Genomic DNA, 22,059 nt, shown 5'->3' on the forward strand with positions numbered 1-22,059 from the left:
TTCCGGATGTGAACGGAATGGGTCCGGTGTGAACGGCATGTTGCTTTTTTGTAGAAGGTGGAGCGGGTGACAGCGATGATGAGCAGCAACAGGCAGCGCCCGGTCGTCGTGGCCCTGTTGGCGACGACGATGATCGCGGGCATGTCAGCGGTTCCGGCTGTAGCGCAAAACGCCCCGGCGGCTCCTGCCCCTGCGCCCGTCCCTGCGGCGACGCCCGCAGTCGGAACGATCCGCAACATCGCCGTGACCGGCATCCAGCGGCTGGAACCGGACACGGTGCTGTCCTACACCAAGCTGCGGGTCGGCCAGCCCTTCACCCAGGAATCGCTCGACCAGGCGCTGCGCGACCTTTACGAGACGGAGCTGTTCGCTGACGTCCAGATCCGCAACGACAATGGCGCGCTGACCGTCGAGGTGAAGGAAAACCCGGTCATCAACCGCATCGTCCTTGAAGGTAATAAGCGCCTCAAGGAAGACAAGATACGTCCTGAAATAAAACTGGCTCCGCGTCAGATCTATACGCGCTCCAAAGTCCGCGCCGACGTCGCCCGCATCATCGAACTCTATCGCCGTCAGGGCCGCTTCGCCGCGACCGTCGAGCCGAAGATGGTGCAGCTCGACCAGAACCGCGTCGACATCGTCTTCGAAATCTCCGAAGGGCCGAAATCCAAGGTCCGCCAGATCAACATCATCGGCAATGAGAAGTTCAAGGACGGCGAACTGCGCAGCCAGATGGTGACGAAGCAGTCGCGCTGGTTCCGCATCTTCTCCTCGGGCACCAGCTACGATCCTGATCGGCTGGCGTATGATCAGCAGAAGCTGCGCCAATTCTACCTGACCGAAGGCTATGCCGATTTCCGCGTGATCTCTGCCGTGGCGGAGCTGACCCCCGACAAGCAGGACTTCATCATCACCTATGTGGTGGAGGAAGGGCAGCGCTACAAATTCGGTGACGTGAAGGTCAACAGCGACATTCGCGACCTGTCGGGCGATTCGCTGACCAAGATGCTGCCGATGAAGAAGGGGCAGTGGTACAACGCCAAGCAGGTCGAGGACACGGTCGACACGCTGAGCGAGACGGCGGGCCTGTTCGGCTATGCCTTTGCCGACGTGTCGCCGGACTTCAACCGCGACAAGGACACGCTGACGATGGGGATCGATTTCCGCATCGCCAACGCGCCGCGCGTCTATGTCGAGCGGGTGGACATCAACGGCAACACGCTGACGCAGGACAAGGTGGTCCGCCGCGAATTCCGCCTGGCGGAAGGGGACGCCTTCAACAGCTTCCTGGTCAAGCGTTCGAAGGACCGCATCAATTCGCTCGGCTTCTTCCAGGAAAAGCTGGATGTCGAGCAGAAGCCCGGTTCCGCGCCCGACCGCATCGTGCTGGAAACCAATGTGCAGGAAAAATCGACCGGCGAACTGTCGCTGTCGGCCGGTTTCTCCTCGCTGGAGCGGTTCATCGTCTCGGCGTCGATCACCCAGCGCAACTTCCGCGGCAAGGGTCAGGAACTGCGCACCAGCGTCAACTATTCGGCATACAGCAAGTCGGTGGAAGTGGGTTTCACCGAGCCCTATTTCATGGACAAGAATATCGCGCTGGGCGGCGACATCTATCGCCGTGACCTTAACAGCTTCCGTTATCTGAACAATAACGACCGCGACACGACCTATCAGCAGACCACCACCGGCTTCCAGTTGCGGGCGGGCGTGCCGATCACCGAATATATGTCGCTGGCGCTGCGCTATACGCTGAACCTGGATGATGTGACGCTCGACAAGAGCACTTATTATTCCGATATTGACGGCAATGGCACGCTGGAATGCGACCCCTTGCTGGCCGGGCGCTATCTTTGCGATGCGATTGGCAAGCGCACGACATCGTCGCTGGGCTATTCGCTGATCTACGACACGCGTGACAACCGTATCCGTCCGACGCGTGGGCAGAACATCGTTCTCAGCCAGGATTTTGCCGGTCTTGGAGGCAGCGTCAAATATGTGCGGACGCGGCTCAACGGGTCGAAATATTGGCCCTTGGGCAAAGGGTTCATCTTCTCGATTTCGGCCGAAGGCGGCTATATTCATAGCCTGGAGGGCGACCGCCGGGATGCCACGGGCGCTCTGGTCGATCCGATCCGTCTGACCGACCGCTTCTTCCTGGGCGAGCCGCAGATTCGCGGCTTCGACATTCGCGGCGTCGGCCCCCGCGTGAAGCGCTGGTATCTGACCAAGGACGAGAACGGCAATTATGTCCGTCAGGCCGGCAACAGCAATGTCAGCGACGATGCGTTGGGCGGCCGCATCTATTATATGGCGCGGGCGGAGGTTGAAATTCCCCTCGGTTCGGGCGCTCGCGAAATGGGTCTGCGTCCGTCGGTCTTCGTCGATGCGGGCGCCGTTGCCGGTTTGCGCAATCCGTCGGTGATCGGCCATTCGCCGGGCGTGTGTTCCAACATTGCCACGGGCCAGCGTACACAGGCGGTGAGCGATGGCGTCTGCCCGGGGGACAACACCACGGACCCGACGCAAAACACGCACACGCTTATCATCGGGCCGTTTGAAGAAGAATATCTGGGCGACACGCTGAAACCGCGCGTGTCCGTCGGCTTTGGCGTCAACTGGAACTCGCCCTTCGGCCCGTTCCGCATCGACATCGCCAAGGCCCTGCTCAAGGAACCAGGGGACGACACCAAACTCATCACCTTCAACGTAGGGACTCAATTCTGATGAAGACGATTTTCAAGGCTGCCGCGCTGGTTCTGGCGCCGATGACCGCCATGGCGCTGACCAGCGTTCCGGCCGCTGCCCAGTCGAAGACCGGCATCGCCGTCGTCGACCTGCAGCGCGCCGTCGCCACCAGCTCGGCCTATTCCACCGCGCGCACCCAGATCCAGACCACCTACAAGGCGCAGATCGACAGCTTCACCGCGCGCAAGAATGCGATCGACGCCGATCTGAAGGCGAAGGGCACCGCTCTGGAAGCCGCGATGAAGGCTGCCGGCAACAAGCCGACCCCGGCGATCCAGACTCAATATGAAGCCTATCAGAAGGCCGGTCAGGACGGTCAGGCCGAACTGCAGCGTCTTGGCCAGCCGATCGCGCTCGCCAACGCCTATGTCGAGGAGCAGATCTCGGCCAAGCTGTCGGACGCGCTCAAGGCTGCCATGACCCAGGCGAAGGTCGACCTGATCCTGTCGCCCGACGCGACCGTGTCCTATCAGCCGACCGTTGACATCACCCAGTCGGTAGTGACCCAGCTCAACGCGCTGGTGCCCAGCGTCGGCATCGTCCCGCCCGCCGGCTGGCAGCCGGGCCGTCAGGGTCAGGGCGGCGCGCCTGCCGCAGCGCCCGCCAACCCGTCGCAGCAGCCGACGTCGCGCTGATCGTTCGATGACGGATCAGGTTGACGCCGTGTCCGGCGCCATCGGCCCCTTCGATATTCGGGGGGTCATGGCGTCGCTGCCGCACCGTTATCCGATGCTGCTGGTTGACCGCGTGGTTTCGATTGTGCCCAACACATCGATCCACGCGATCAAGGCGGTGTCGATCAACGAACCTTTCTTCCAGGGCCATTTTCCCGGCCGCCCGATCATGCCGGGCGTGCTGATCGTGGAGGCGATGGCGCAGGCGGCGGGGGTGCTGACGGTACAGTCGCTGAACCTCGCCGGTTCGGGCAAGCTCGTCTATTTCATGAGCATAGACGGGGTGAAGTTCCGCAATCCGGTTGAGCCGGGGTGCCTGCTCGACCTGCATGTCGAAGTCGTGCAGATGCGCGGCGCCGTCTGCAAGTTCAGCGGCAAGGCGATGATCGACGGCAAGCTCCACGCGGAAGCTCATTTCGTCGCGATGATCGCTGATCCGCCGAAGGATTGAGCGTCAGGCCCGCTTATTTTTGTCATTCCCGCCTTCGCGGGAATGACCGTTTCTGGGAACATCCCTTGCTTTCGCGGCGAAACCCATGTAACGGCGCGCCTTCGCAATTTTTCGCATCCATGGCCGGTCGGAAACCGGCCCATAGACGGAGCAGACCCATGAAGGCCGATACGCATCCCGATTACCACTTCATCACCGTCCAGATGACCGACGGCACCACCTTCCTCACCCGCTCGACCTGGGGCAAGGAAGGCGACACGCTGGCGCTCGACATCGACCCCAAGTCGCACCCTGCCTGGACCGGCGGCACCCGTCAGTTGGAGCAGGGCGGCCAGGTGGCGCGCTTCAACAAGCGTTTCGGCGGCCTGACGCTGAAGAAGTAATCGACCCTTCCAAGGGAATGATGGGAAAGGGCGCCTTCGGGGCGCCCTTTTTGTTTGTGTTGGATGGAGACGGGTTTTGGCCAGTCAATCATTCAGCGCACCGTGCTCCTGCCTGTGCAGGAGTACAGTGTAATTCGAGGAAAGCAGAAGGTCCGCTCCCCGTCCTCGCCAACATTCCCGTTTCGCGCTTAACCCGCCGCAGCGCGATCCTCGTCCAGAAACGCGGCGACATCCTCCAGCACGACATCTTTCGACAGGAAGGTCCGCCCGATCCCCCGCGCCAGCAGGAAGGGCAGGGTGCCCGCCGCCATCTTCTTGTCGTGCAGCATATGCGCGACCAGCGCCGCGCCGTCCGCCGTCACATGCGCGCTGGCAAGGTCATAAGGCAGGCCGACGGCTTTCAGATGCGTCGTCACGCGTTCCGCCTCTTCCGCCGCGCACAGCCCCAGCCGCACCGAATAGCGGAAGGCCAGCGCCATGCCCGCCGCCACGCCCTCGCCATGAAGCAAAGTCTCGGAAAAGCCGGTGTCCGCCTCCAGCGCGTGGCCGAAAGTATGCCCCAGGTTCAGCAGCGCCCGGCGGCCGGACGTCTCCCGCTCGTCATCCGCGACGATCGCCGCCTTGGCCTTCACGCTGCGCTCGATCGCATATTCACGCGCCTGCGCATCGCCCGACAGCAGCTTATGCCCCTCCGCCTCGCACCAGGCGAAGAAGTCGGGATCGTCGATCAGGCCATATTTCACGACCTCGGCATAGCCCGCCCGCGTTTCCCGCGCCGGCAGCGTGTCCAGCGTCGAAGGATCGATCAACACCAGCGCGGGCTGATAGAAGCTGCCAATCAGATTCTTGCCCGCCCGCGCATTGATCGCGGTCTTGCCGCCGACCGAACTGTCCACCTGCGCCAGCAATGTCGTCGGCACCTGGATGAAATGGCACCCCCGCTTCAGGATCGAGGCGGCGAAGCCCACCAGATCCCCGATCACGCCGCCGCCCAGCGCCACCACATGGTCGCCCCGCTCGATCTCCAGCGCCAGCAGCGCGTCGAGCAGTTCCTCCAGATGGCGCCAGCTCTTGGTCTGCTCGCCCGGCGGCAGGATGATCGGCTCGACCGCGATATTGGCGGCGCGCAGGCTCGCCTCCAGCCGGGGAAGCTGCGCCTTGGCGACATGGGCGTCGGTCACGACCACCAGCCGCCGCGTATCTGCTCTTTGGCGCGCATAGCCCGCGAGATGCGTGCCCGCCCGGTCCAGCGCTCCTTGTTCGATCACGATGTCGTAACTGCGCGCATCCAGCGCGACGCGAACTAGTGCCATTGGGAAAGCTGCTCCATGATGCTGTCGACCGCCACATCATGTGGCGCGGCGGCGCTTTTCACATGGATGGGGCAGAGCGCGTAAACCGGATTGCGGATCGCGGCGAGTTCGGTCAGCACGACGCGGGGGTCCTTGCCTTTCAGCAGCGGACGCCCCTCGCGGCGCGACACCCGGTCGACCAGCGTGTCGATGTCGGCGTTCAGCCAGATCGCCAGCGCATGATCCAGGATCAGCGCCCGCGTCTCCTCCTGCATGAAGGCGCCGCCGCCGGTGGCGATCACCTTGGGTGCGCCATCCATCAGCCGGGCGATCACGCGCCGCTCGCCGTCGCGGAAATAGGCCTCGCCATAGCGTTCGAACATTTCGGTGATCGTCATGCCCGCGGCCTTTTCGATCTCCTCGTCCGCGTCGACGAAGCCGACCCCCAGCCGCGCCGCCAGCCGCCGCCCGACGGTCGATTTGCCGACGCCCATCATGCCCACCAGGACGATGGGGCCGCGCTTCGCACGCGCTTCGGCGGATTTGCTGTTTCGCTGCATGGCGAGCGGGGCTATACATCCCCGCGCCGACAAGGCAAATCGCAACTTTCCTTGAGCTTTGGCCCAGCCAGACACAGCCAGCCAGAACAGGACCCATGAAGCGCAACCGTTCCTACAGCAGTTTTGAAGGCAGCTCGCGCCGTCGCAAGGCGTCCCTGCCGATCATTCCCATCATCGCGGTTATCGTGCTGGTCGCGATCGTCGGCCTGCTCTGGTCGCGCGGCGGCGAAAAGCCGCAGGCGCGCGTGGAAAAAGTGATTCCCGCCGAAAAGCTGGGCCAGTAAGCGGCATGGGCCAATAATGGGCATGAAGGAGCGGCGGGTGAACGCGAAATGGGCGCTGGGCAGCTTTGCGCTGGCACTGGCGCTGCCGGTCGTCGCGCAGCAGGCGCCCGAATCCCTGTTGCCGCCCGGCTTTGGCGATGCGCCCGCATCGCCCGCTCCCGCGCCGTCCCAGCCCGCCCGTCCGGCGCAGGGGCCTGCCGCACCGACGACCGCCGCGCCGTCCGTACCGGTCCAGCCGCCCAGCTTCGCGGTGACGGACGACAGCGCCGACAGCACCGATAACGCGGCTGCAGAAGGGCTGTCCGAGGAAGAGATCGCCGCGCAGAAGGCGAAATATGATCTTCCCGAAAATGCGCATCGCTCGCTCGACCGGGTGGGGCCGCTGACGCCTGAGCGATTGGGCCTCGCGCCCAATGCCTTCGGCGCGCAGTCCGGCCAGTTCCTTGCCACGCTGATGAAGGAGACGCATGCGCCGATCGCATCGCGCTGGGCCTCCATCCTGCTGCGGCGGGCGCTGCTGTCCGCGACCGATACGCCCAGGGACATTAACGGCGCCGACTGGGTGGCCGAACGCGCCTGGCTGCTGCTCCGCATGGGGGAGGCGGACAGCGCCCGCCTGCTGGTGCAGAGCGTCGATTCCGACCAGTTCACCCCGCGCCTCTACGCCATTGCCATGCAGACCTATCTGGCGACGGCCGATCCGGCGGGCCTGTGCCCGCTGTCGGCGGGCGCGCTGCGGTTCAGCAAGGAGCCGGGCTGGGACATGACCCGCGCCATCTGCCCGGCCTTGTCGGGGGATCAGGGATCGGCCAGCGGCGCGCTCAACCAGGCGCAGCGGCGCGGCGTGGTGCGCGGCATCGATTATCGCCTGGCGGAAAAGGTCGTCGGCACCGGCTTCAACGCCCGCCGCTCGGTCAAGATCGAATGGGATGCGGTCGACCGCCTGACCGCCTGGCGTTTCGGTCTGGCGACGGCGCTCAATGTCGAAATCCCGGACGATCTCTACGGCACGGTCGGATCGCATGTCCGCGCCTGGGAAGCGCGCGCGCCTGCCTTGTCCGCCGTTCGACGTTTGCCGGGCGCCGAAGTGGCGGCCCGGCTGGGCGTCTTTTCCAACAAGGCGCTGGTCGGTTTCTACAGCCAGTTGCAGGCCGATGGCGATGTGCCCGCCAATGCCGCCGACCGGATGGATGCGCTGCGCACCGCATATTCGGGGGCAGGCGCGGACGAGCGGCTTCAGGCGATGCGGACGCTCTGGCAGAATGAAGCCCGGCCCGATTTTGTCGGCCTGATCGCGACGGCGCGGGCGGCGGCGGCGCTGCCTGTTTCGGACCTCGGCGCCCGCGATGCCGCCAATCTGGTCGCGGCGATGTTCACCGCCGGTTATGATCGCAGCGCCGCCCAATGGGCGCGGCTCGCGGCTCAGGCGGATGGCGATGGCGCGGGCGATCTCTGGGCCTTGCTGGCGGTCGGCGCGCCCAGCTCCGTGGTGGAGATCGGCTCGGGCCGGGTCTCCTCCTTCGCCAAGCAGGCCGATGCGCGCAAGACGCAGATGCTGATCGCGGCACTGGCGGGACTGTCCCGCCTCAACGCGCAGGACAGCGCGTCACTGGCGCAGGATAACGGCTTCAACCTGAACGCCGCCAGCCGCTGGTCACGCGCCATCGACGCGGCCGCCGGACGGGGCGAGAAGGGCAGCGTCGCGCTGCTGGCGGCGGTCGGCATGCAGACCGCCGACTGGAACCGCCTGCCGGCTTTCCACCTCTATCATATCGTTGCGGCCTTGCATCGCGTCGGGCTCGATCCCGAGGCGAGGATGATCGCGGCGGAGGCGATGACGCGGCTCTGATGGGCGACGATGCCGCGCTGATCGACCGCTTTCTGGAGATGATGGCGGCCGAACGCGGCGCCTCCCGCAACACGCTGTTGGCTTACCGGGCCGATCTGCTGGGCGCGGGGGAGATTGTGGGCGGCCTCGCCACCGCGACCAAGGACGGCATAGCCGAACTGGCGACGGCATGGGCGGAACTGGCCGCCTCTTCGGTGGCGCGGAAATCCTCGGCCTTGCGCGCCTTCTATGGGTTTCTGGAGGAGGAGGGGCTGCGGGCCGACAATCCCTCGGCCGCCCTGCCGCGCCCCGTGACTCGCCGTTCCCTGCCCAAGATCCTCTCGACGCAGGAGGTCGATTCGCTTTTCACGCTGATCGCCGGGAAGCTGGCCGTCGAACATCCCTCGCCGCTCGACCTGCGCCTGTCCGCGCTGATCGAACTGCTCTACGGTTCCGGCCTGCGCGCGACCGAACTGATGTCGCTCCCGCGCCGGGCTTTGGCGTCCGACCGGCCCTTCCTGATCCTGAAGGGCAAGGGCGCTCGCGAACGGCTGGTGCCGATTTCCGACCGAGCCCGTGCCGCCGTGGCCGCCTGGCTGCATCATGTGCCCGCCGACAGCCTTTGGCTCTTCCCCTCCGGCAAGAGCCATGTCAGCCGGATTCGCCTCTACCAGATGGTGAAGGCGCTGGCCGCCGCCGCCGGGATCGCGCCCGAACGGGTCAGCCCCCATGTGCTGCGCCACGCCTTCGCCACCCATTTGCTGGAGGGCGGGGCGGACCTGCGCGCCCTGCAATCCATGCTGGGCCATGCCGACATCGGCACCACGCAAATCTATACCCATGTCGACAGCCGCCGGCTGGTCGAACTGGTCAACAGCCGCCATCCGCTGGCTTCCATGACGCATCGGCGCGTTGACGGCGACGTGTCTCCGCCCTAACGCCATGCGCCATGGTTAGTTTTCTCGAATTCGAAAAGCCCATCGCGGAGCTGGAAGCGCGGATCATCGAACTGCGCGCGACCGCCAATGCGGGCGACATCGACATCAGCGGCGAGATCGACAAGCTGGAGCAGCGCGCTTCGAAAATGCTGGTCGACACCTATGCGAAGCTGTCGCCCTGGCAGAAGACGCAGGTCGCCCGCCATCCCGACCGTCCGCATTTCAAGGACTATGTGGCGGGCATGTTCGACAATTTCATGCCGCTCGCTGGCGACCGCGCCTTTTCGGACGATCAGGCGATCATCGGCGGATTCGCGACTTTGGGCGACCGGCGCGTGGTCGTGATCGGCCATGAAAAGGGCGACGATACCGCCAGCCGCGTCCGCCACAATTTCGGCATGGCGAAGCCGGAGGGCTATCGCAAGGCGATCCGCCTGATGCAGTTGGCCGACCGTTTCAGCCTGCCGGTGGTGACGCTGGTCGACACGTCGGGCGCCTTCCCCGGCGTGCAGGCGGAGGAGCGCGGACAGGCGGAAGCCATCGCCCGCTCGACCGAACAATGCCTGGCGCTGGGCGTGCCGATGGTCGCGGCCGTGGTGGGCGAGGGCGGCTCTGGCGGCGCGGTGGCGCTGGCGGCGGCCAATCGCGTGCTGATGTTCGAACATGCGGTCTATTCGGTGATCTCGCCCGAAGGCTGCGCGTCGATCCTCTGGCGCACGGCGGAAAGGGCGAGCGACGCCGCGACGGCGATGCAGGTGACGGCGCAGCATTTGAAGTCGCTGGGCGTCATCGACCGCATCGTGCCGGAACCGGTCGGCGGCGCGCATCGCGAGCCGGTGCAGGCGATCGCCAATCTGGGCGCCGCCATCGGCCAGGAACTGGATTCGCTGTCGGGCATGAGCGCCGACGCGCTGCGCACCGACCGCGCCGACAAGTTCCTCGCCATCGGCGTGTGATCGCTCAACCCCCTATTTCGGGGAACTTGCGCCTGCTATCCCTCGTTACGCCATGGTAACAGGGGATGCAGGAGGTACCGTGAAGCAGCTATCATATCTGGCTTATGCGGGCTTGGGCTTGATCGCCCTGGCCGCCGCGCCGTCTGTGGAAGGCCAGCAGCGGGCGATTCGCACGGTTTCGTCGATCAGCCCGCAGGAAAAGGAAGCCGGCGCCAAGCAGCATCCCCAGCTTCTCAACGAATTTGGCGGCGCCTATGCCGGACCTCAGGCGAAATATGTGGAGGGCGTCGGCCGCCGCATCGCGGTCCAATCCGGCCTGTCCAATGCGCAGGGGGATTTCACCGTCACCCTGCTCAATTCGCCGGTGAACAACGCCTTCGCCATCCCCGGCGGCTATGTCTATGTGACGCGCCAGCTCATGGCGCTGATGAATGACGAAGCGGAGCTTGCAGGGGTGCTGGGTCATGAGATCGGCCATGTCGCGGCCCAGCATGGCCAGCGGCGGCAGCAGACGGCGCAGCGCAACGCCATTGGCGGCACGTTGCTTCAGGTGCTGACCGGCGCTTTGCTGGGCGATTCGACGCTGACGGGCTTGCTGCAAAAGGGGATCGGCCAGGGTAGCCAGTTGCTGACGCTCAAATTCTCGCGCAGCCAGGAATATGAGGCGGACGATCTGGGCATCCGCTATCTGGCGTCGGGCGGTTACGACCCCAAGGCGCTGTCGACCATGCTGGCCTCGCTGGCGGCGCAGAGCAGCCTGGACGCCAAGGTTGCGGGAAGCGCCCGCTCGATGCCCGAATGGGCGAGCACCCATCCCGATCCGGCCTCCCGCGTCGGCCGTGCCGCCCGTAACGCGGCGAACAGCGGTTCTACAAGCACGGTGCGCAACCGGGACGCCTTTCTGAATGCGTTGGACGGCGTGCTGTACGGCGACGATCCGAAGCAGGGCGTGATCGACGGCAACCGTTTCCGCCATCCCGACCTGCGGCTGAGTTTTGCCGCGCCGTCGGGCTTTGGCATGGAAAATGGCGCGAGCGCCGTCACGGTCGCGGGATCGGGTGGGCAGGCGCAGTTCAGCGCGGCTCCCTATAGTGGCGACCTGTCCGCCTATATCGATTCGGTGTTCGCCAAGCTGGGCGGCGGCAATGGCGGCGTTCCGCCCGGCGAAGTCCGTCGCACCACCGTCAACGGGCTTCCCGCCGCCTGGCGCACCGTCCGGGCCAGCACCCAGTCGAGCCAGGTCGACGCAACCGTCTTCGCTTATGATTTCGGGGGCGGGAAGGCCTATCACTTCCTGCTGCTGACGGCGGCGGGACAGGGAATCGGTCCCTTTTCGACCATGGTCCAGTCAGTGCAGCGCCTTTCGGTCCAGGAAGCGGCGGCGATCAAGCCCCGCCGGGTCGATGTCGTCACCGTCAAGGCTGGCGACACCGTCCAGTCCTTGGCGAAACGCATGGCCTATACGGATTATGCGCTGGACCGTTTCCTGACGATCAATGCCCTGACAGCCAACAGCGTGTTGCGGCCTAGCCAGCGGGTGAAGATCGTCACTTGGTAAGACCGAAGCGCAATAAAAGGGCGGCGGAATTGCTTCCGTCGCCCTTTTTCGTTAGAGCGCTTGATCTGATTGCATGAGATCAAGCGCTCTATTTCTTTGCTTTTCCGCGATTTCTTAACCAGCAATCGATTTCGATGGCTTGGAAATCGCTCTAATGTGTTCGAGCTTACTTCAGGTTGCCCGAGACATTGTTGAAGGTGTTGCCGAGCTTGCCGCCCAGGCTGGTCATGGCGCCGATGGCGGCGACAGCGATGAGAGCGGCGATCAGACCGTATTCGATGGCGGTCGCGCCCTTTTCGTTCTTCATCATCTTGCGGATGAACTGCATTGGAAGTCTCCTTGCCTCAAGTTACACGTTTAACTACCCGGCCGCCCCCCGCTTGAAATGAAGGTCAGCTTCAACTGGTGTAGAATGGGTGGGTTGATAAAGATTTAATGAGAGGACAGGGGTGTCAGATATAGATGGTTAATGCGCCAGTACTTCGGTTGCGACATTGTTCCACATGCCGATGGTCTTGTTGGCGACGTTCGACATGGCGCCGATGATGGCGAGACAGATGAGGGCGAGAATCAGTCCATATTCCACCGCCGTCGCGCCGCGCTGGCAGTAGATCAGCTTCCAAAAGCTGAAGTTTTTAAACAATGCGCGCATGCCACACCCCATTTACACACAGCCCAGAATGCCCTTGTAAAAGTGGCAGAGTTAACAAACCCCTCAAGTCGGACCATTATGACGATAATTTCTCCCCTTTTGGTGGTCGCCGCCGCTTTGGTCGACGCGGACGGCCGCGTTCTTTTGCAGCAACGCCCGCCGGGAAAGCCGATGGCGCATCTCTGGGAGTTTCCCGGCGGCAAGGTGGAAGCGGGGGAAGCGCCCGAAACCGCGCTGATCCGGGAGCTGGAGGAGGAATTGGGCATCCGCACCCATGCGAGCTGCCTCGCGCCCGCGACCTTCGCGAGCGAGCCGCTGGGCGACCGCCATCTGCTGCTGTTGCTCTATGTCTGCCGCAAATGGCAGGGCATAGCCGAAGCGCGGCATGCGACCGCGCTCCAGTGGGTCAGTCCCGCGCAAATGTATGCGCTGGAGATGCCGCCAGCGGACCTGCCGCTGATCGGTCTGCTGGATTCGCTGATTTAGCTTGTCTAGATGCTGCCTGTTCCTGCGAAGGCACTCGAACGAGACAAATGGCTCGTGAGAGCCCAGGCGAAACACTGGAACTGGACTCCTGCCTTCGCAGGAGCGCAATGTCATTCAAATGGTTGAGTCATTCAAATAGCGGGAATCCGAAGGCAGTGATGATAGGGCCGGCGCGCCGGATGGGCCAGCCCTGTCGCGCCGCTTATTCCTCGGCAGCCTTGCTCTGTAGCTGGATGTAATTCTGGATGCCCATGCGGTCGATCATCTCGAACTGGGTTTCCAGCGTGTCGACATGCTCTTCCTCGCTTTCGAGGATGTGCTGGAACAGGTCGCGGCTCACATAGTCGCGAATCGATTCGCAATAGGCGATGGCGTCCTTCAGCACCGGCAACGCTTCATATTCAAGCTCAAGGTCGGCCTTCAGTATTTCTTCCACCGTCTCCCCGATCTTCAGCCGGCCAAGCAACTGGAAATTGGGCAGGCCGTCGAGGAACAGGATGCGCTCCGCCAGCTTGTCGGCGTGCTTCATCTCGTCGATCGATTCCTCATATTCGAACTTGGCCAGCTTCCCGATGCCCCAATGGTTCAGCATGCGATAGTGGAGGAAATATTGGTTGATCGCGGTCAGCTCATTTTTGAGCACCTCGTTCAGATATTCGATGACCTTGGCGTCGCCCTTCATGGCGTTCTTCTCCGGCTGTCAGGAAAGTGCCGGGATCATAAGCGTTTCGGATCCGTTTGTTAATCCGGAAAGCCGCGGAAATCCGCCATTTTATGCCGCGCTATTGCGTCGAGTTCGCGGCAGCCGGATGCGCTTGATTCGCAGTGGCCTCAGATGGAGGCGCGTTCCGCCGCAATGATCGTGCGGGCGAAGGGCACGCACTGGCCGCATTTGGGCCGGCGGCCGAGGCGCGCATAGGCGCTGCAAGGCGTTGCGCAGCCTTCGCGGGCCACTTCCTTCAGGTCCTTTTCCCGAATGGCATTGCAGACACAGACAACCATGCACATCTCCTGAGCAGGGAGATAGCGCAGATGATAATAGGTCGCAATAGAGATTCAGTCGCTGTTGCGAATCTTTTGCGTTTTGCCCCGCGCCAGGCTGCGCCACAGCCATTCCGCTGGCCCCAGTGCGAATCGGCGCAGCCAGAGCGGCGACCAGATCAGCATGGCCGCCCATGCCCCCAGGACGAACAGCGGCATCGCGCGGTGCGGCACATGGCCGAACAGTCCAAGCCCCCAGCCATAGAAGATCGCGCACATGACGATGCTGCTGCCCAGATAATTGCTGAGCGCCAGGCGGCCGACGGCGGCGATTCGCGCCATGAGGGGCCGGTCGCGATGGCGCGTGAACAGCCACAGGATCAGGGCGGCCCAGCCCACGGCCAGCGGTATGCGGAAGGGAAAGGACCAGGCGAGCACCGACCCCAAGGTGGTGAGCGCCGCGAACCGGCTGGAGATGATCCCTATCGCGAGCGCCGCCATCGGGATCAGTCCGATCAGGAAGCAATGCCGCGCCGTCCGCCAATATTGCTCCGCCTGCCAGCGTCCGGTCAGGAATCCGCCCTTCAGCATCGCCATGCCCAGCAGCATGAAGCCCAGCGTATCGAAGGCGACGAAGGGCAATGTCGTCAGCCACTGGCCGCTGAACAGCGCGACATGATGCAGGAAGATGCCGGCATAGCCGCCGCGATAGATGCCATATTCGCTTCGGATCGCCGGATGCGCGGGGTCGGAAAGCGAAGCGATGAAATTGGCGAAACCTGCGCTGACATGGCTGGCCCCGTCGGGCGCTGTGGCGGCATGGCCCCAGGCGTAAAGCGTGCCGATGAATCCCGCGCACACCAGGAAATGCGCGAGGAAGAAAAGAAAGGCCCATTTGACGAGCGCCAGCGGCTCCTTGCGCGCGAATGGCAGAGCGGCCAGCCCCACCAGCGCGTAGATCATCAATATGTCGCCCCACCACAGCAGCAGATAATGGGCGAGGCCGAAGACGAACAGCCAGGCGGCGCGGATCATCTGTGCCTGCCGTCCGTCGCGTCCGGCCATTTCCTCCCGGTCGATCAGCAGCAGCATCGACGCGCCGAACAGCATGGAGAACAGCGCCCGCATCTTGCCGTCGACCGCCATGAAGCTGACCGTCCAGAAAGCGGTGTCGCCCATGGAGAGCGGACCTGCCGCCGCCGGGCTGAAATAGGCCTGTTCGGGCAGGGCGAAGGCCGCGATGTTCATCCAGAGGATTCCCATGACCGCGCAGCCGCGCAGCACGTCCATGGCGGGAATCCGGGAAGAAGGGGCGGTCATCGGTCGGGGCTGTCCTTGAAGAGGGCTGGAAAAGTGGCTGGAAAAGAGTTCGGGGCTCTGCCAATGCGACTAGCCATGAATGGTCGGCGCAAGCAACGAATAAGCGACGCTTTCGGCGCGGCGGCGGGGCATTATGACGATCATGCCGGGCCGCAGCGGTCGGCTGCCGCCCTGGTGGCCGATCTCGCCCAGCGGCAGAAGCCCGGCGGCGTCGGCCGGATATTGGAGATTGGCTGCGGCACCGGTTTCCTGACGCGCGACATCCAGGCGCGCTGGCCCGGCGCTGAGCTGGTGGTGACGGACCTGTCGCCCGACATGCTGGCGCGGGCGGCGACGGGGGGGCTGGTCGCGGGCACATTCCTGACGATGGACGGCGAAGCGCCGATCTTCGAAGGGCAGTGGTTTGACTTGATCCTTTCCAGCCTGGCCTTTCAATGGTTCGACGATCTGGAAAGCGCCATCGCTCGTCTGGCCGGATTGTTGCGGCCGGGGGGGAGTCTGATCTTTTCGACCATGGGGCAGGGCAGTTTCGCCCGCTGGCGCGCGGCGCATGCGGTTGGCGGGTTGCGGGCTGGCATTCCCGACTATCCGTCTTTGGCAGCGTTGCAGGGGATGATGGGGCGTTTCGATGACGCCTTTGCCTTTGACGAGGATTATGGATTGGCCTGCGGCGGGGCGAAGGGGTTGATCGCGCATCTGAAGGGCATTGGCGCGGTGGTGCCGGATGAAGGCCGCAAACCGCTGCCGCCCAAGGATTTGCGCCGGGTGATGGCTGCCTTCGAGGAAAGCGGCGGGGATGATGTGTATCAGGTGCTGTTTGGTCGCGTGACGCGGGCGGGTTAGGGGGAGCTGAAAGGCTGCAATGGGTCAATTGCCGCCGTTCAGCGCACCGTGCTCCTGCGCAGGCAGGAGCCCAGTTCAGGTGTTGGGATGATACACTGAGGGCAGGACTGGGCTCCTGCCTGCGCAGGAGCACGGTGCAGGTAGAATGTCCGCTCTCACCCTTATTCGCCGTAAACGATCCTGACCTTGTCCGCGGCTTCCGCCGCCACGGCCCTTGCGCTGTCCGCATCCTCCGCCTGCGCCAGAGCCACGCCCATGCGGCGATAGGGGCGGGTCGTCGGCTTGCCGAACAGGCGCAGGTCGACTTCCCCGCCGGGCGTCGAGAGCGCTTCGGCCAATCCTTCGAACCGGAAGTCGTCCGACTCCCGATCCGCCAATATCACCGCCGAAGCCGCCGGACCGCGCAGCGTCACCTCCGGTACCGGCAGGCCCAATATGGCGCGGGCATGCAGGTCGAACTCGCTCATATTCTGCGAGATCAGCGTCACCATGCCGGTATCGTGCGGGCGCGGCGACAATTCGGAGAAGATCACATCCTCTCCCTTCACGAAAAATTCCACGCCGAAAATGCCGTAACCGCCCAGATTGTCGACCACCTTGCGCGCCATGTCCTGCGCGGCGGCCAGCGCCGCGTTTGACATGGGCGTGGGCTGCCAGCTTTCCTGATAGTCGCCGCGCTCCTGCCGGTGGCCGATGGGCGGGCAGAAGCTGACGCCCTCGCGGCTGCGCACGGTCAGCAGGGTGATCTCATAGTCGAAGGCGATGAACTCCTCGACGATCACCCGGCTGCGGTCGCCGCGCATATTGGCGACGGCGTAATTCCATGCCGCTTCCAACTCGTCGGCGGTGCGGACAGTGCTCTGCCCCTTGCCGGAGGAGGACATGACCGGCTTGATGACGCAGGGCAGGCCGCTATGTTCGGCGCCCGCCAGCACTTCCTCCAGCGTTTCGGCATAGCGATAGCGAGAGGTGCGCAGGCCCAGCTCGACCGCCGCGACTTCGCGGATGCGGTCGCGGTTCATGGTCATGATCGTGGCGCGGGCGGACGGCACGACGGTCACGCCGCGCGCTTCGAAATCGGCCAGCACCTCGGTGCGGATCGCTTCGATTTCCGGGACCACGAAGTCGGGTTGATGCTTTTCGATGGCCTGAGCCAGCAGGTTGGCGTCGAGCATCGAGAAGACCTCATAGCCGTCCGCTACCTGCATGGCTGGCGCGCCGGCGTAGCTGTCGCAGGCGATGACCTCAGCGCCCAGGCGCTTGGCGGAGATCACGAACTCGCGGCCCAGTTCGCCCGAGCCGAGGAGGAGAATCTTCGCGGTAAAGGCCATGGAGTTTCTCCTCAAAGCCGGCCGTGAAAAACAACGTGCTCCTGCGCAGGCAGGAGCCCAGTTCGGACGGCAGGACTGGGTTCCTGCCTGCGCAGGAACACGATTGCTTTTTGTCTTACAGTTCCGCGTCCATCAGCGCGGGGAAGAAGCTCTCATGCGCGCCGCGCAGCTCGGCCAGCGCCACGCTCGCGATCTTGTCGCCGCCGGTCGTCCCGATCTTCACCGCGCCCGCAATTTCCACGCCCTGCGCCGCGGTCACGATGTACCGGCCTTGATCCTCGCCAAACGCACTCGCCGTCGTAAGGGCGATAGTCAGTTCCGCGCCGATCTTCCCGGCCAGCGCCATTTCGGTCACGGCAACCAGCAAGCCGCCGTCCGAAATGTCATGCACCGCATTGACCTTGCCTTCCGCGATCAGTGCGCGGACGGCTTCGGCGTTGGCGCGTTCGGCCGCCAGATCGACCTTGGGTGCATCGCCTGCTTCCTGACCGGCGATCTCGCGCAGCCAGATCGACTGGCCGAGATGGCTGCCTTCGCCGCCGATGACCCAGATCGCATCGCCTTCCTGCTTGAAGGCCACGGTCGCCATCACATCGACATTCTGGAGCAGGCCGATGCCGCCGATCGCTGGGGTCGGCAGGATAGCCGAACCGCCGCCGGTCGCCTTGGACTCGTTGTAAAGCGACACATTGCCCGACACGATCGGGAAGTCGAGCGCGCGGCAGGCGTCCCCCATGCCTTCGAGGCAACCGGTGAACTGTGCCATGATCTCCGGCCGCTGCGGATTGGCGAAGTTCAAACAGTTGGTGACAGCCAGCGGCGTCGCGCCGACCGCGCTGATGTTGCGATAGCATTCCGCAATTGCCTGCTTGCCGCCCTCATAGGGGTCCGCATAGCAATAGCGCGGCGTGCAGTCGGTGCTGATTGCAATGCCCTTCTGCGATCCATGGACGCGGACCACCGCCGCGTCGCCGCCGGGGCGCTGCACCGTGTCGGCGCCGACCATATGGTCATACTGTTCCCATATCCAGCGACGCGACGCGATGTCGGGCGAACCCATCAGCTTGATCAGGTCCGCGCCAATGTCCGAAGCCGGAATATCGCCCAGCGGCTTGACGCCCGACCAGAGCTTATATTCGTCCTTCGGCATCGCCGGACGGTCATAGAGCGGCGCATCGTCGGCCAGGGGCCCAAGCGGAATGTCGCACACCGTTTCGCCCTTGTGGACCAGCACCATGCGGCCGGTGTCGGTCACATGGCCGATCACCGCGAAGTCCAGCTCCCACTTGCGGAAGATCGCTTCGGCAAATTCTTCCTTGCCCGGCTGGAGCACCATGAGCATGCGCTCCTGGCTCTCCGACAGCATCATTTCGTAGGCCGTCATGCCGGTTTCGCGCTGCGGCACCATGTCCATGTCGAGCAGGATGCCGACGCCGCCCTTGGACGCCATTTCCACCGAGGAGGAGGTGAGGCCCGCCGCGCCCATGTCCTGAATGGCGACGATCGCATCCGACGCCATCAGTTCGAGGCAGGCTTCGATCAGCAGCTTTTCGGTGAAGGGGTCGCCCACCTGCACGGTTGGGCGCTTCTCTTCCGAATCCTCGCCAAAGTCAGCCGAGGCCATGGTCGCGCCATGAATGCCATCGCGGCCGGTCTTGGACCCCACATAGACGATCGGATTGCCGACGCCGGACGCCGCCGAATAGAAAATCTTGTTCGTCTCCGCGACGCCCACGGTCATCGCATTGACCAGAATGTTGCCGTCATAGGCCGGGTGGAAATTCACCTCGCCGCCCACGGTCGGCACGCCCACGCAATTGCCGTAGCCGCCAATGCCATGCACCACGCCGGCGATCAGATGCTTCATCTTCGGATGATCCGGGCGGCCGAAACGCAGCGCGTTCATGTTCGCCACCGGCCGCGCGCCCATGGTGAACACGTCGCGCAATATGCCGCCCACGCCGGTCGCCGCGCCCTGATAGGGTTCGATGTAGGACGGATGGTTGTGGCTCTCCATCTTGAAGATCGCGGCCTGGCCGTCACCGATGTCGACCACGCCCGCATTCTCGCCGGGGCCGCAAATGACCTGCGGCCCTTCGGTCGGCAGCTTCTTCAGATGGATTCGCGAGCTTTTGTAAGAGCAATGCTCCGACCACATGACCGAGAAGATGCCGAGTTCGGTGAGATTCGGCTCCCGGCCGAGCGCGTGCAGGACGCGATCATATTCTTCCGGGGAAAGCCCGTGTTCGGCTACGACCTGGGGCGTGATCTGGGGTGCGGTGCTGGACATGTGCGCGCCTTTAGCGGGGGAGCGCCCGATAGACAATGCTGACGCTCGCGCACGGGCGAAAACATGATAGCTTTCGCAGGTCGGACGACAAAAGGGGAGTTGCCCATGGAATGGATGCTGTTGCCGCTGCGCCGCTATGCCAAATTCTCCGGCCGGGCGCGGCCCAAGGAATATTGGATGTTCGTCCTGTTCCTGCTGCTTTGTTTCATCGCACTGTCGCTGGTCGAAACGACGCTGGGCCTCACCACGACCGACCGCTGGTTCCAGCGGGGCCCTTGGTGGGCGAGTGCGGGTTACAGCACCCGCGGCGGGCCGCTGACCGGGCTGTTCGCGCTGGCCATGCTGATTCCGCATATCGCCGTGTCCGTCCGCCGGCTCCATGACAGCGACCGCAGCGGCTGGTGGCTGCTGATCGTCGTTTTTCCCTTCATCGGCAGCATCGTGCTGCTCATTTTCCTCATCATGAGCGGCACGCGTGGGGCAAACCGCTTCGGCCCCGATCCGGTGGAGGTGGGAGAGCCGGAGTTGCGTTGATGGTCTGCCTTGTGAAGCGACGTGCTCCTGCGCAGGCAGGAGCCCAGTTCTGACTTCACCTTTGAACGCAAGCTGGGGACTGGGCTCCTGCCTGCGCAGGAGCACGTCGCCCTAACAGCCCTAAGCTTAAGCCAAAGCCTCGCTTGAAAGAAAAAGGCCGGCCTCCGCATGGGAGGACCGGCCCGAACTTGCAGGAAAACGAAAAGGATCAGCCCTTGCAGCTAACCGCGCTCTTGCCCGGCAGGGTGGCGGTGATCTGCTTGCCCGAACCCTCGACCTTATAGCCAGCGCCTTCATAGGGCTTGCCCGCTTCGGCGGCAGTCAGCTTGGTCGGCGCGCCGTCCTTCTCGGTGCGCAGGTTCGCCGTCTTGTCGTCGCTCATGAAGTCGACGAAGATCAGGCTGTTGTCCTTGCAGCGATACTGATGGCTTTCCTTCACCATCGGTGGCAGCTCGACGGGGGCGGCATTGGCCAGCTTCTCGGCCATGGGATCGGCGGGGCCGCCCACGACTTCGGGTTCGTCATTCTTGTTGCAGGCCGACAGCAGCGCCAGCGCCGCCACGGAGATCAGGGAAAGATGATATTTCATAGCGGTCCTTCTATGTGCACTAGCTACGCCAAGCGTCAACGCAAAACTGCCATAAGTCCGCCAGCCACTGACGCGACGTCATGACGTTTTCATGACGGGAAACCCGGAATCGGCCGTAATGGCCCCAATGCGCTGACTGCGGGCTTGACCGGGCGGGCGGGGGCGGCCAATGCAGGGAAATGGCGCAAGACAGCATGATAGAGCAAGGCGATCCGTCACAAATGTCGTTCGAGGATGCGCTGCGCGCGCTCGAATCGATCGTCCGGCGGCTGGAGAGCGGGGACGTGCCGCTCGACGAATCCATTTCGCTTTATTCGCAGGGTGAAGAATTGCGGAAGCGCTGCATGGAACGGCTCCAGGCGGCGGAGGCGCGCATCGCCAAGCTGACCCTGGACGCCAGCGGGGCCGTCACGGGCGCGCAGCCCTTCGGCACGGACTGAAAGCCGCAGGCATGAGCGGAGCCTCCTCCGCCTCGTCCCTGGTCGCCAGCCGCGCCGCCGCCCTTGCGGCGGAGGTCGACCGCGCATTCGACATGCTGCTGGCGATTCCCGACGATCCGCGCAGGCGCCTTTATGAAGCGATGCGCCATGCCGCCATGGGTGGCGGCAAGCGGCTGCGTCCGCTGCTGGTGCAGGCGGCCAGCGATCTGTTCAACATCTCGCGGGATTCCGCGCTGCGGGTCGGCGTCGCGATCGAATGCATCCATGTCTATTCGCTGGTGCATGACGATCTGCCGGCGATGGACGACGACGACATGCGCCGGGGCAAGCCCACCGTCCACAAGGCGTTCGACGAAGCGACCGCGATCCTGGCGGGCGATTGCCTGCACGATCTGGCCTTCGAAGTGCTGGCGGACGAGGAAACCCATCCCGACCCCTTCGTCCGCGTCGAACTGGTGAAGGCGCTGTCCGTCGCCAGCGGCACCAGCGGCATGGCGGGCGGCCAGATGATGGACCTGGAGGCGGAGAAGGCGAGCTTCGACCTGCCCACCGTCACCCGGCTCCAGCAATTGAAGACCGGCGCGCTCATTGCCTTCTGCGTGGACGCGGCGGCGATCATGGCGCGCATCCCGCCCGAAGCGCGGACCCGCCTGCACGGCTATGCGCGGGACATCGGCCTGGCCTTCCAGATTGCCGACGACCTGCTCGACGTGGAGGGCGACGCCGATGTCGCCGGCAAGGCGCTGGGCAAGGATGCGGCGGCGGGCAAGGAAACCTTCGTCTCGCTGCTGGGGGTGGAGCGGGCGCGGGAACAGGGCCGCCTGCTCGTCGAACAGGCCAAGGCGCATCTGCACGGCTTCGGTCCGGAGGCCGACCTGCTGCGCGCCATCGCGGATTATATCGTGGAAAGGGATCGCTAGG

The 22,059-nt window shown here is 64.2% G+C and carries 24 protein-coding genes; 14 read left to right on the plus strand and 10 right to left on the minus strand.

All coding sequences use genetic code 11. The features are described 5' to 3' along the window. The first annotated feature begins 75 nt into the window (after positions 1 to 75). From bamA to rpmE, 4 genes are all read left to right on the plus strand, one after another. Positions 76 to 2,727 carry an outer membrane protein assembly factor BamA gene (gene bamA / locus HUK72_RS01070; protein ID WP_176595142.1) on the plus strand — a complete coding sequence of 884 codons (2,652 nt, stop codon included), beginning with the start codon at positions 76 to 78 and terminating at the stop codon, positions 2,725 to 2,727. Continuing rightward, the gene (locus HUK72_RS01075; protein ID WP_176595143.1) at positions 2,727 to 3,383 is read left to right on the plus strand and encodes an OmpH family outer membrane protein; all 657 of its coding nucleotides are present in this window, start codon (positions 2,727 to 2,729) and stop codon (positions 3,381 to 3,383) included. Before bamA ends, HUK72_RS01075 begins: the two co-directional genes overlap by 1 nt. 7 nt (positions 3,384 to 3,390) lie before the next feature. Beyond that, positions 3,391 to 3,873, plus strand: coding sequence for a 3-hydroxyacyl-ACP dehydratase FabZ (fabZ, locus tag HUK72_RS01080; RefSeq protein WP_176595144.1), 483 nt, complete (start codon positions 3,391 to 3,393; stop codon positions 3,871 to 3,873). A gap of 158 nt (positions 3,874 to 4,031) precedes the next feature. Next, positions 4,032 to 4,256 carry a 50S ribosomal protein L31 gene (gene rpmE, locus HUK72_RS01085; protein WP_176595145.1) on the plus strand — a complete coding sequence of 75 codons (225 nt, stop codon included), beginning with the start codon at positions 4,032 to 4,034 and terminating at the stop codon, positions 4,254 to 4,256. Positions 4,257 to 4,444: 188 nt separating this feature from the next. Here rpmE and aroB read toward each other — a convergent pair whose 3' ends face one another. Together aroB and HUK72_RS01095 are read right to left on the minus strand one after the other, a co-directional pair. Then, the gene (gene aroB, locus HUK72_RS01090) at positions 4,445 to 5,569 is read right to left on the minus strand and encodes a 3-dehydroquinate synthase (protein ID WP_176595146.1); all 1,125 of its coding nucleotides are present in this window, start codon (positions 5,567 to 5,569) and stop codon (positions 4,445 to 4,447) included. Next, on the minus strand, positions 5,560 to 6,108 hold the full coding sequence (locus HUK72_RS01095; protein ID WP_176597685.1) for a shikimate kinase: 549 nt from the start codon (positions 6,106 to 6,108) through the stop codon (positions 5,560 to 5,562). The genes aroB and HUK72_RS01095 overlap by 10 nt, the downstream gene beginning before the upstream one ends. A gap of 95 nt (positions 6,109 to 6,203) precedes the next feature. Between HUK72_RS01095 and HUK72_RS01100 the strand changes: the two genes are divergently transcribed. The 5 genes from HUK72_RS01100 (at position 6,204) to HUK72_RS01120 (ending at position 11,672) form a co-directional block, all read left to right on the plus strand. Further along, a complete protein-coding gene (locus HUK72_RS01100) occupies positions 6,204 to 6,392 on the plus strand; it encodes a hypothetical protein (RefSeq protein ID WP_176595147.1) in 189 nt (62 codons plus the stop codon). 22 nt (positions 6,393 to 6,414) lie between these two features. Further along, entirely contained in the window at positions 6,415 to 8,241 is a 1,827-nt protein-coding gene (locus tag HUK72_RS01105) for a hypothetical protein (RefSeq protein WP_176597686.1), read from the plus strand. Then, a complete protein-coding gene (locus HUK72_RS01110; protein ID WP_176595148.1) occupies positions 8,241 to 9,158 on the plus strand; it encodes a tyrosine recombinase in 918 nt (305 codons plus the stop codon). Before HUK72_RS01105 ends, HUK72_RS01110 begins: the two co-directional genes overlap by 1 nt. 11 nt (positions 9,159 to 9,169) lie before the next feature. Then, positions 9,170 to 10,114: an acetyl-CoA carboxylase carboxyltransferase subunit alpha gene (locus tag HUK72_RS01115; RefSeq protein ID WP_176595149.1), complete on the plus strand. Its 945-nt coding sequence runs from the start codon at positions 9,170 to 9,172 to the stop codon at positions 10,112 to 10,114. A gap of 79 nt (positions 10,115 to 10,193) precedes the next feature. Next, positions 10,194 to 11,672 (plus strand): M48 family metalloprotease, encoded by a 1,479-nt coding sequence (locus HUK72_RS01120; RefSeq protein WP_176595150.1) that lies wholly within the window; start codon positions 10,194 to 10,196, stop codon positions 11,670 to 11,672. Positions 11,673 to 11,838: 166 nt separating this feature from the next. Here the strand turns inward: HUK72_RS01120 and HUK72_RS01125 are convergent, their stop codons facing one another. Both HUK72_RS01125 and HUK72_RS01130 read right to left on the minus strand, forming a co-directional pair. Then, entirely contained in the window at positions 11,839 to 12,000 is a 162-nt protein-coding gene (locus HUK72_RS01125; RefSeq protein WP_020821044.1) for a Flp family type IVb pilin, read from the minus strand. Between the two features lie 138 nt (positions 12,001 to 12,138). After that, the gene (locus HUK72_RS01130; protein WP_066555411.1) at positions 12,139 to 12,324 is read right to left on the minus strand and encodes a Flp family type IVb pilin; all 186 of its coding nucleotides are present in this window, start codon (positions 12,322 to 12,324) and stop codon (positions 12,139 to 12,141) included. Positions 12,325 to 12,402: 78 nt separating this feature from the next. Here HUK72_RS01130 and HUK72_RS01135 point away from each other — a divergent pair, with 78 nt between their 5' ends. After that, entirely contained in the window at positions 12,403 to 12,810 is a 408-nt protein-coding gene (locus tag HUK72_RS01135) for a (deoxy)nucleoside triphosphate pyrophosphohydrolase (RefSeq protein WP_176595151.1), read from the plus strand. Between the two features lie 202 nt (positions 12,811 to 13,012). On the opposite strand, the gene bfr is transcribed toward HUK72_RS01135, so the two are convergent. The 3 genes from bfr to HUK72_RS01150 all read right to left on the minus strand — a co-directional run bounded on the left by bfr (position 13,013) and on the right by HUK72_RS01150 (position 15,111). After that, complete coding sequence (gene bfr / locus HUK72_RS01140) at positions 13,013 to 13,492, minus strand: bacterioferritin (RefSeq protein WP_176595152.1); 480 nt, start codon at positions 13,490 to 13,492, stop codon at positions 13,013 to 13,015. 149 nt (positions 13,493 to 13,641) lie between these two features. Further along, a complete protein-coding gene (locus tag HUK72_RS01145) occupies positions 13,642 to 13,812 on the minus strand; it encodes a bacterioferritin-associated ferredoxin (protein WP_025547882.1) in 171 nt (56 codons plus the stop codon). 54 nt (positions 13,813 to 13,866) lie between these two features. Beyond that, the gene (locus HUK72_RS01150) at positions 13,867 to 15,111 is read right to left on the minus strand and encodes a DUF418 domain-containing protein (RefSeq protein WP_176595153.1); all 1,245 of its coding nucleotides are present in this window, start codon (positions 15,109 to 15,111) and stop codon (positions 13,867 to 13,869) included. 75 nt (positions 15,112 to 15,186) lie between these two features. Here HUK72_RS01150 and HUK72_RS01155 point away from each other — a divergent pair, with 75 nt between their 5' ends. Next, entirely contained in the window at positions 15,187 to 15,954 is a 768-nt protein-coding gene (locus HUK72_RS01155) for a methyltransferase domain-containing protein (RefSeq protein ID WP_176595154.1), read from the plus strand. A 161-nt stretch (positions 15,955 to 16,115) separates the two neighbouring features. Here HUK72_RS01155 and purT read toward each other — a convergent pair whose 3' ends face one another. Further along, positions 16,116 to 17,285: a formate-dependent phosphoribosylglycinamide formyltransferase gene (gene purT, locus HUK72_RS01160; protein WP_176595155.1), complete on the minus strand. Its 1,170-nt coding sequence runs from the start codon at positions 17,283 to 17,285 to the stop codon at positions 16,116 to 16,118. Between the two features lie 115 nt (positions 17,286 to 17,400). Further along, positions 17,401 to 19,575: a phosphoribosylformylglycinamidine synthase subunit PurL gene (gene purL / locus HUK72_RS01165; protein WP_176595156.1), complete on the minus strand. Its 2,175-nt coding sequence runs from the start codon at positions 19,573 to 19,575 to the stop codon at positions 17,401 to 17,403. A 105-nt stretch (positions 19,576 to 19,680) separates the two neighbouring features. Here purL and HUK72_RS01170 point away from each other — a divergent pair, with 105 nt between their 5' ends. Beyond that, positions 19,681 to 20,109 (plus strand): DUF805 domain-containing protein, encoded by a 429-nt coding sequence (locus tag HUK72_RS01170; protein ID WP_176595157.1) that lies wholly within the window; start codon positions 19,681 to 19,683, stop codon positions 20,107 to 20,109. Positions 20,110 to 20,317: 208 nt separating this feature from the next. Here HUK72_RS01170 and HUK72_RS01175 read toward each other — a convergent pair whose 3' ends face one another. Then, entirely contained in the window at positions 20,318 to 20,698 is a 381-nt protein-coding gene (locus tag HUK72_RS01175) for a hypothetical protein (RefSeq protein WP_176595158.1), read from the minus strand. A 179-nt stretch (positions 20,699 to 20,877) separates the two neighbouring features. On the opposite strand from HUK72_RS01175, the gene HUK72_RS01180 reads away from it, so the two are divergent. Together HUK72_RS01180 and HUK72_RS01185 are read left to right on the plus strand one after the other, a co-directional pair. Beyond that, on the plus strand, positions 20,878 to 21,138 hold the full coding sequence (locus tag HUK72_RS01180) for an exodeoxyribonuclease VII small subunit (RefSeq protein WP_176595159.1): 261 nt from the start codon (positions 20,878 to 20,880) through the stop codon (positions 21,136 to 21,138). A gap of 11 nt (positions 21,139 to 21,149) precedes the next feature. Further along, entirely contained in the window at positions 21,150 to 22,058 is a 909-nt protein-coding gene (locus HUK72_RS01185) for a polyprenyl synthetase family protein (RefSeq protein WP_176595160.1), read from the plus strand. Position 22,059: the final 1 nt, after the last annotated feature.

Origin of the sequence: Sphingobium sp. 15-1, from assembly GCF_013375535.1 — a bacterium.
Classification (GTDB): Bacteria; Pseudomonadota; Alphaproteobacteria; order Sphingomonadales; family Sphingomonadaceae; genus Sphingobium; species Sphingobium aromaticivastans.

Coding starts and splice junctions, on each gene's coding strand:
- bamA (WP_176595142.1), top strand. CDS start 76: ATGATGAGCAGCAACAGGCAGCGCCCGGTCGTCGTGGCCCTGTTGGCG.
- HUK72_RS01075 (WP_176595143.1), top strand. CDS start 2,727: ATGAAGACGATTTTCAAGGCTGCCGCGCTGGTTCTGGCGCCGATGACC.
- fabZ (WP_176595144.1), top strand. CDS start 3,391: ATGACGGATCAGGTTGACGCCGTGTCCGGCGCCATCGGCCCCTTCGAT.
- rpmE (WP_176595145.1), top strand. CDS start 4,032: ATGAAGGCCGATACGCATCCCGATTACCACTTCATCACCGTCCAGATG.
- aroB (WP_176595146.1), bottom strand. CDS start 5,569: ATGGCACTAGTTCGCGTCGCGCTGGATGCGCGCAGTTACGACATCGTG.
- HUK72_RS01095 (WP_176597685.1), bottom strand. CDS start 6,108: ATGCAGCGAAACAGCAAATCCGCCGAAGCGCGTGCGAAGCGCGGCCCC.
- HUK72_RS01100 (WP_176595147.1), top strand. CDS start 6,204: ATGAAGCGCAACCGTTCCTACAGCAGTTTTGAAGGCAGCTCGCGCCGT.
- HUK72_RS01105 (WP_176597686.1), top strand. CDS start 6,415: ATGAAGGAGCGGCGGGTGAACGCGAAATGGGCGCTGGGCAGCTTTGCG.
- HUK72_RS01110 (WP_176595148.1), top strand. CDS start 8,241: ATGGGCGACGATGCCGCGCTGATCGACCGCTTTCTGGAGATGATGGCG.
- HUK72_RS01115 (WP_176595149.1), top strand. CDS start 9,170: ATGGTTAGTTTTCTCGAATTCGAAAAGCCCATCGCGGAGCTGGAAGCG.
- HUK72_RS01125 (WP_020821044.1), bottom strand. CDS start 12,000: ATGCAGTTCATCCGCAAGATGATGAAGAACGAAAAGGGCGCGACCGCC.
- HUK72_RS01130 (WP_066555411.1), bottom strand. CDS start 12,324: ATGCGCGCATTGTTTAAAAACTTCAGCTTTTGGAAGCTGATCTACTGC.
- HUK72_RS01135 (WP_176595151.1), top strand. CDS start 12,403: ATGACGATAATTTCTCCCCTTTTGGTGGTCGCCGCCGCTTTGGTCGAC.
- bfr (WP_176595152.1), bottom strand. CDS start 13,492: ATGAAGGGCGACGCCAAGGTCATCGAATATCTGAACGAGGTGCTCAAA.
- HUK72_RS01145 (WP_025547882.1), bottom strand. CDS start 13,812: ATGGTTGTCTGTGTCTGCAATGCCATTCGGGAAAAGGACCTGAAGGAA.
- HUK72_RS01150 (WP_176595153.1), bottom strand. CDS start 15,111: ATGACCGCCCCTTCTTCCCGGATTCCCGCCATGGACGTGCTGCGCGGC.
- HUK72_RS01155 (WP_176595154.1), top strand. CDS start 15,187: ATGAATGGTCGGCGCAAGCAACGAATAAGCGACGCTTTCGGCGCGGCG.
- purT (WP_176595155.1), bottom strand. CDS start 17,285: ATGGCCTTTACCGCGAAGATTCTCCTCCTCGGCTCGGGCGAACTGGGC.
- purL (WP_176595156.1), bottom strand. CDS start 19,575: ATGTCCAGCACCGCACCCCAGATCACGCCCCAGGTCGTAGCCGAACAC.
- HUK72_RS01170 (WP_176595157.1), top strand. CDS start 19,681: ATGGAATGGATGCTGTTGCCGCTGCGCCGCTATGCCAAATTCTCCGGC.
- HUK72_RS01175 (WP_176595158.1), bottom strand. CDS start 20,698: ATGAAATATCATCTTTCCCTGATCTCCGTGGCGGCGCTGGCGCTGCTG.
- HUK72_RS01180 (WP_176595159.1), top strand. CDS start 20,878: ATGGCGCAAGACAGCATGATAGAGCAAGGCGATCCGTCACAAATGTCG.
- HUK72_RS01185 (WP_176595160.1), top strand. CDS start 21,150: ATGAGCGGAGCCTCCTCCGCCTCGTCCCTGGTCGCCAGCCGCGCCGCC.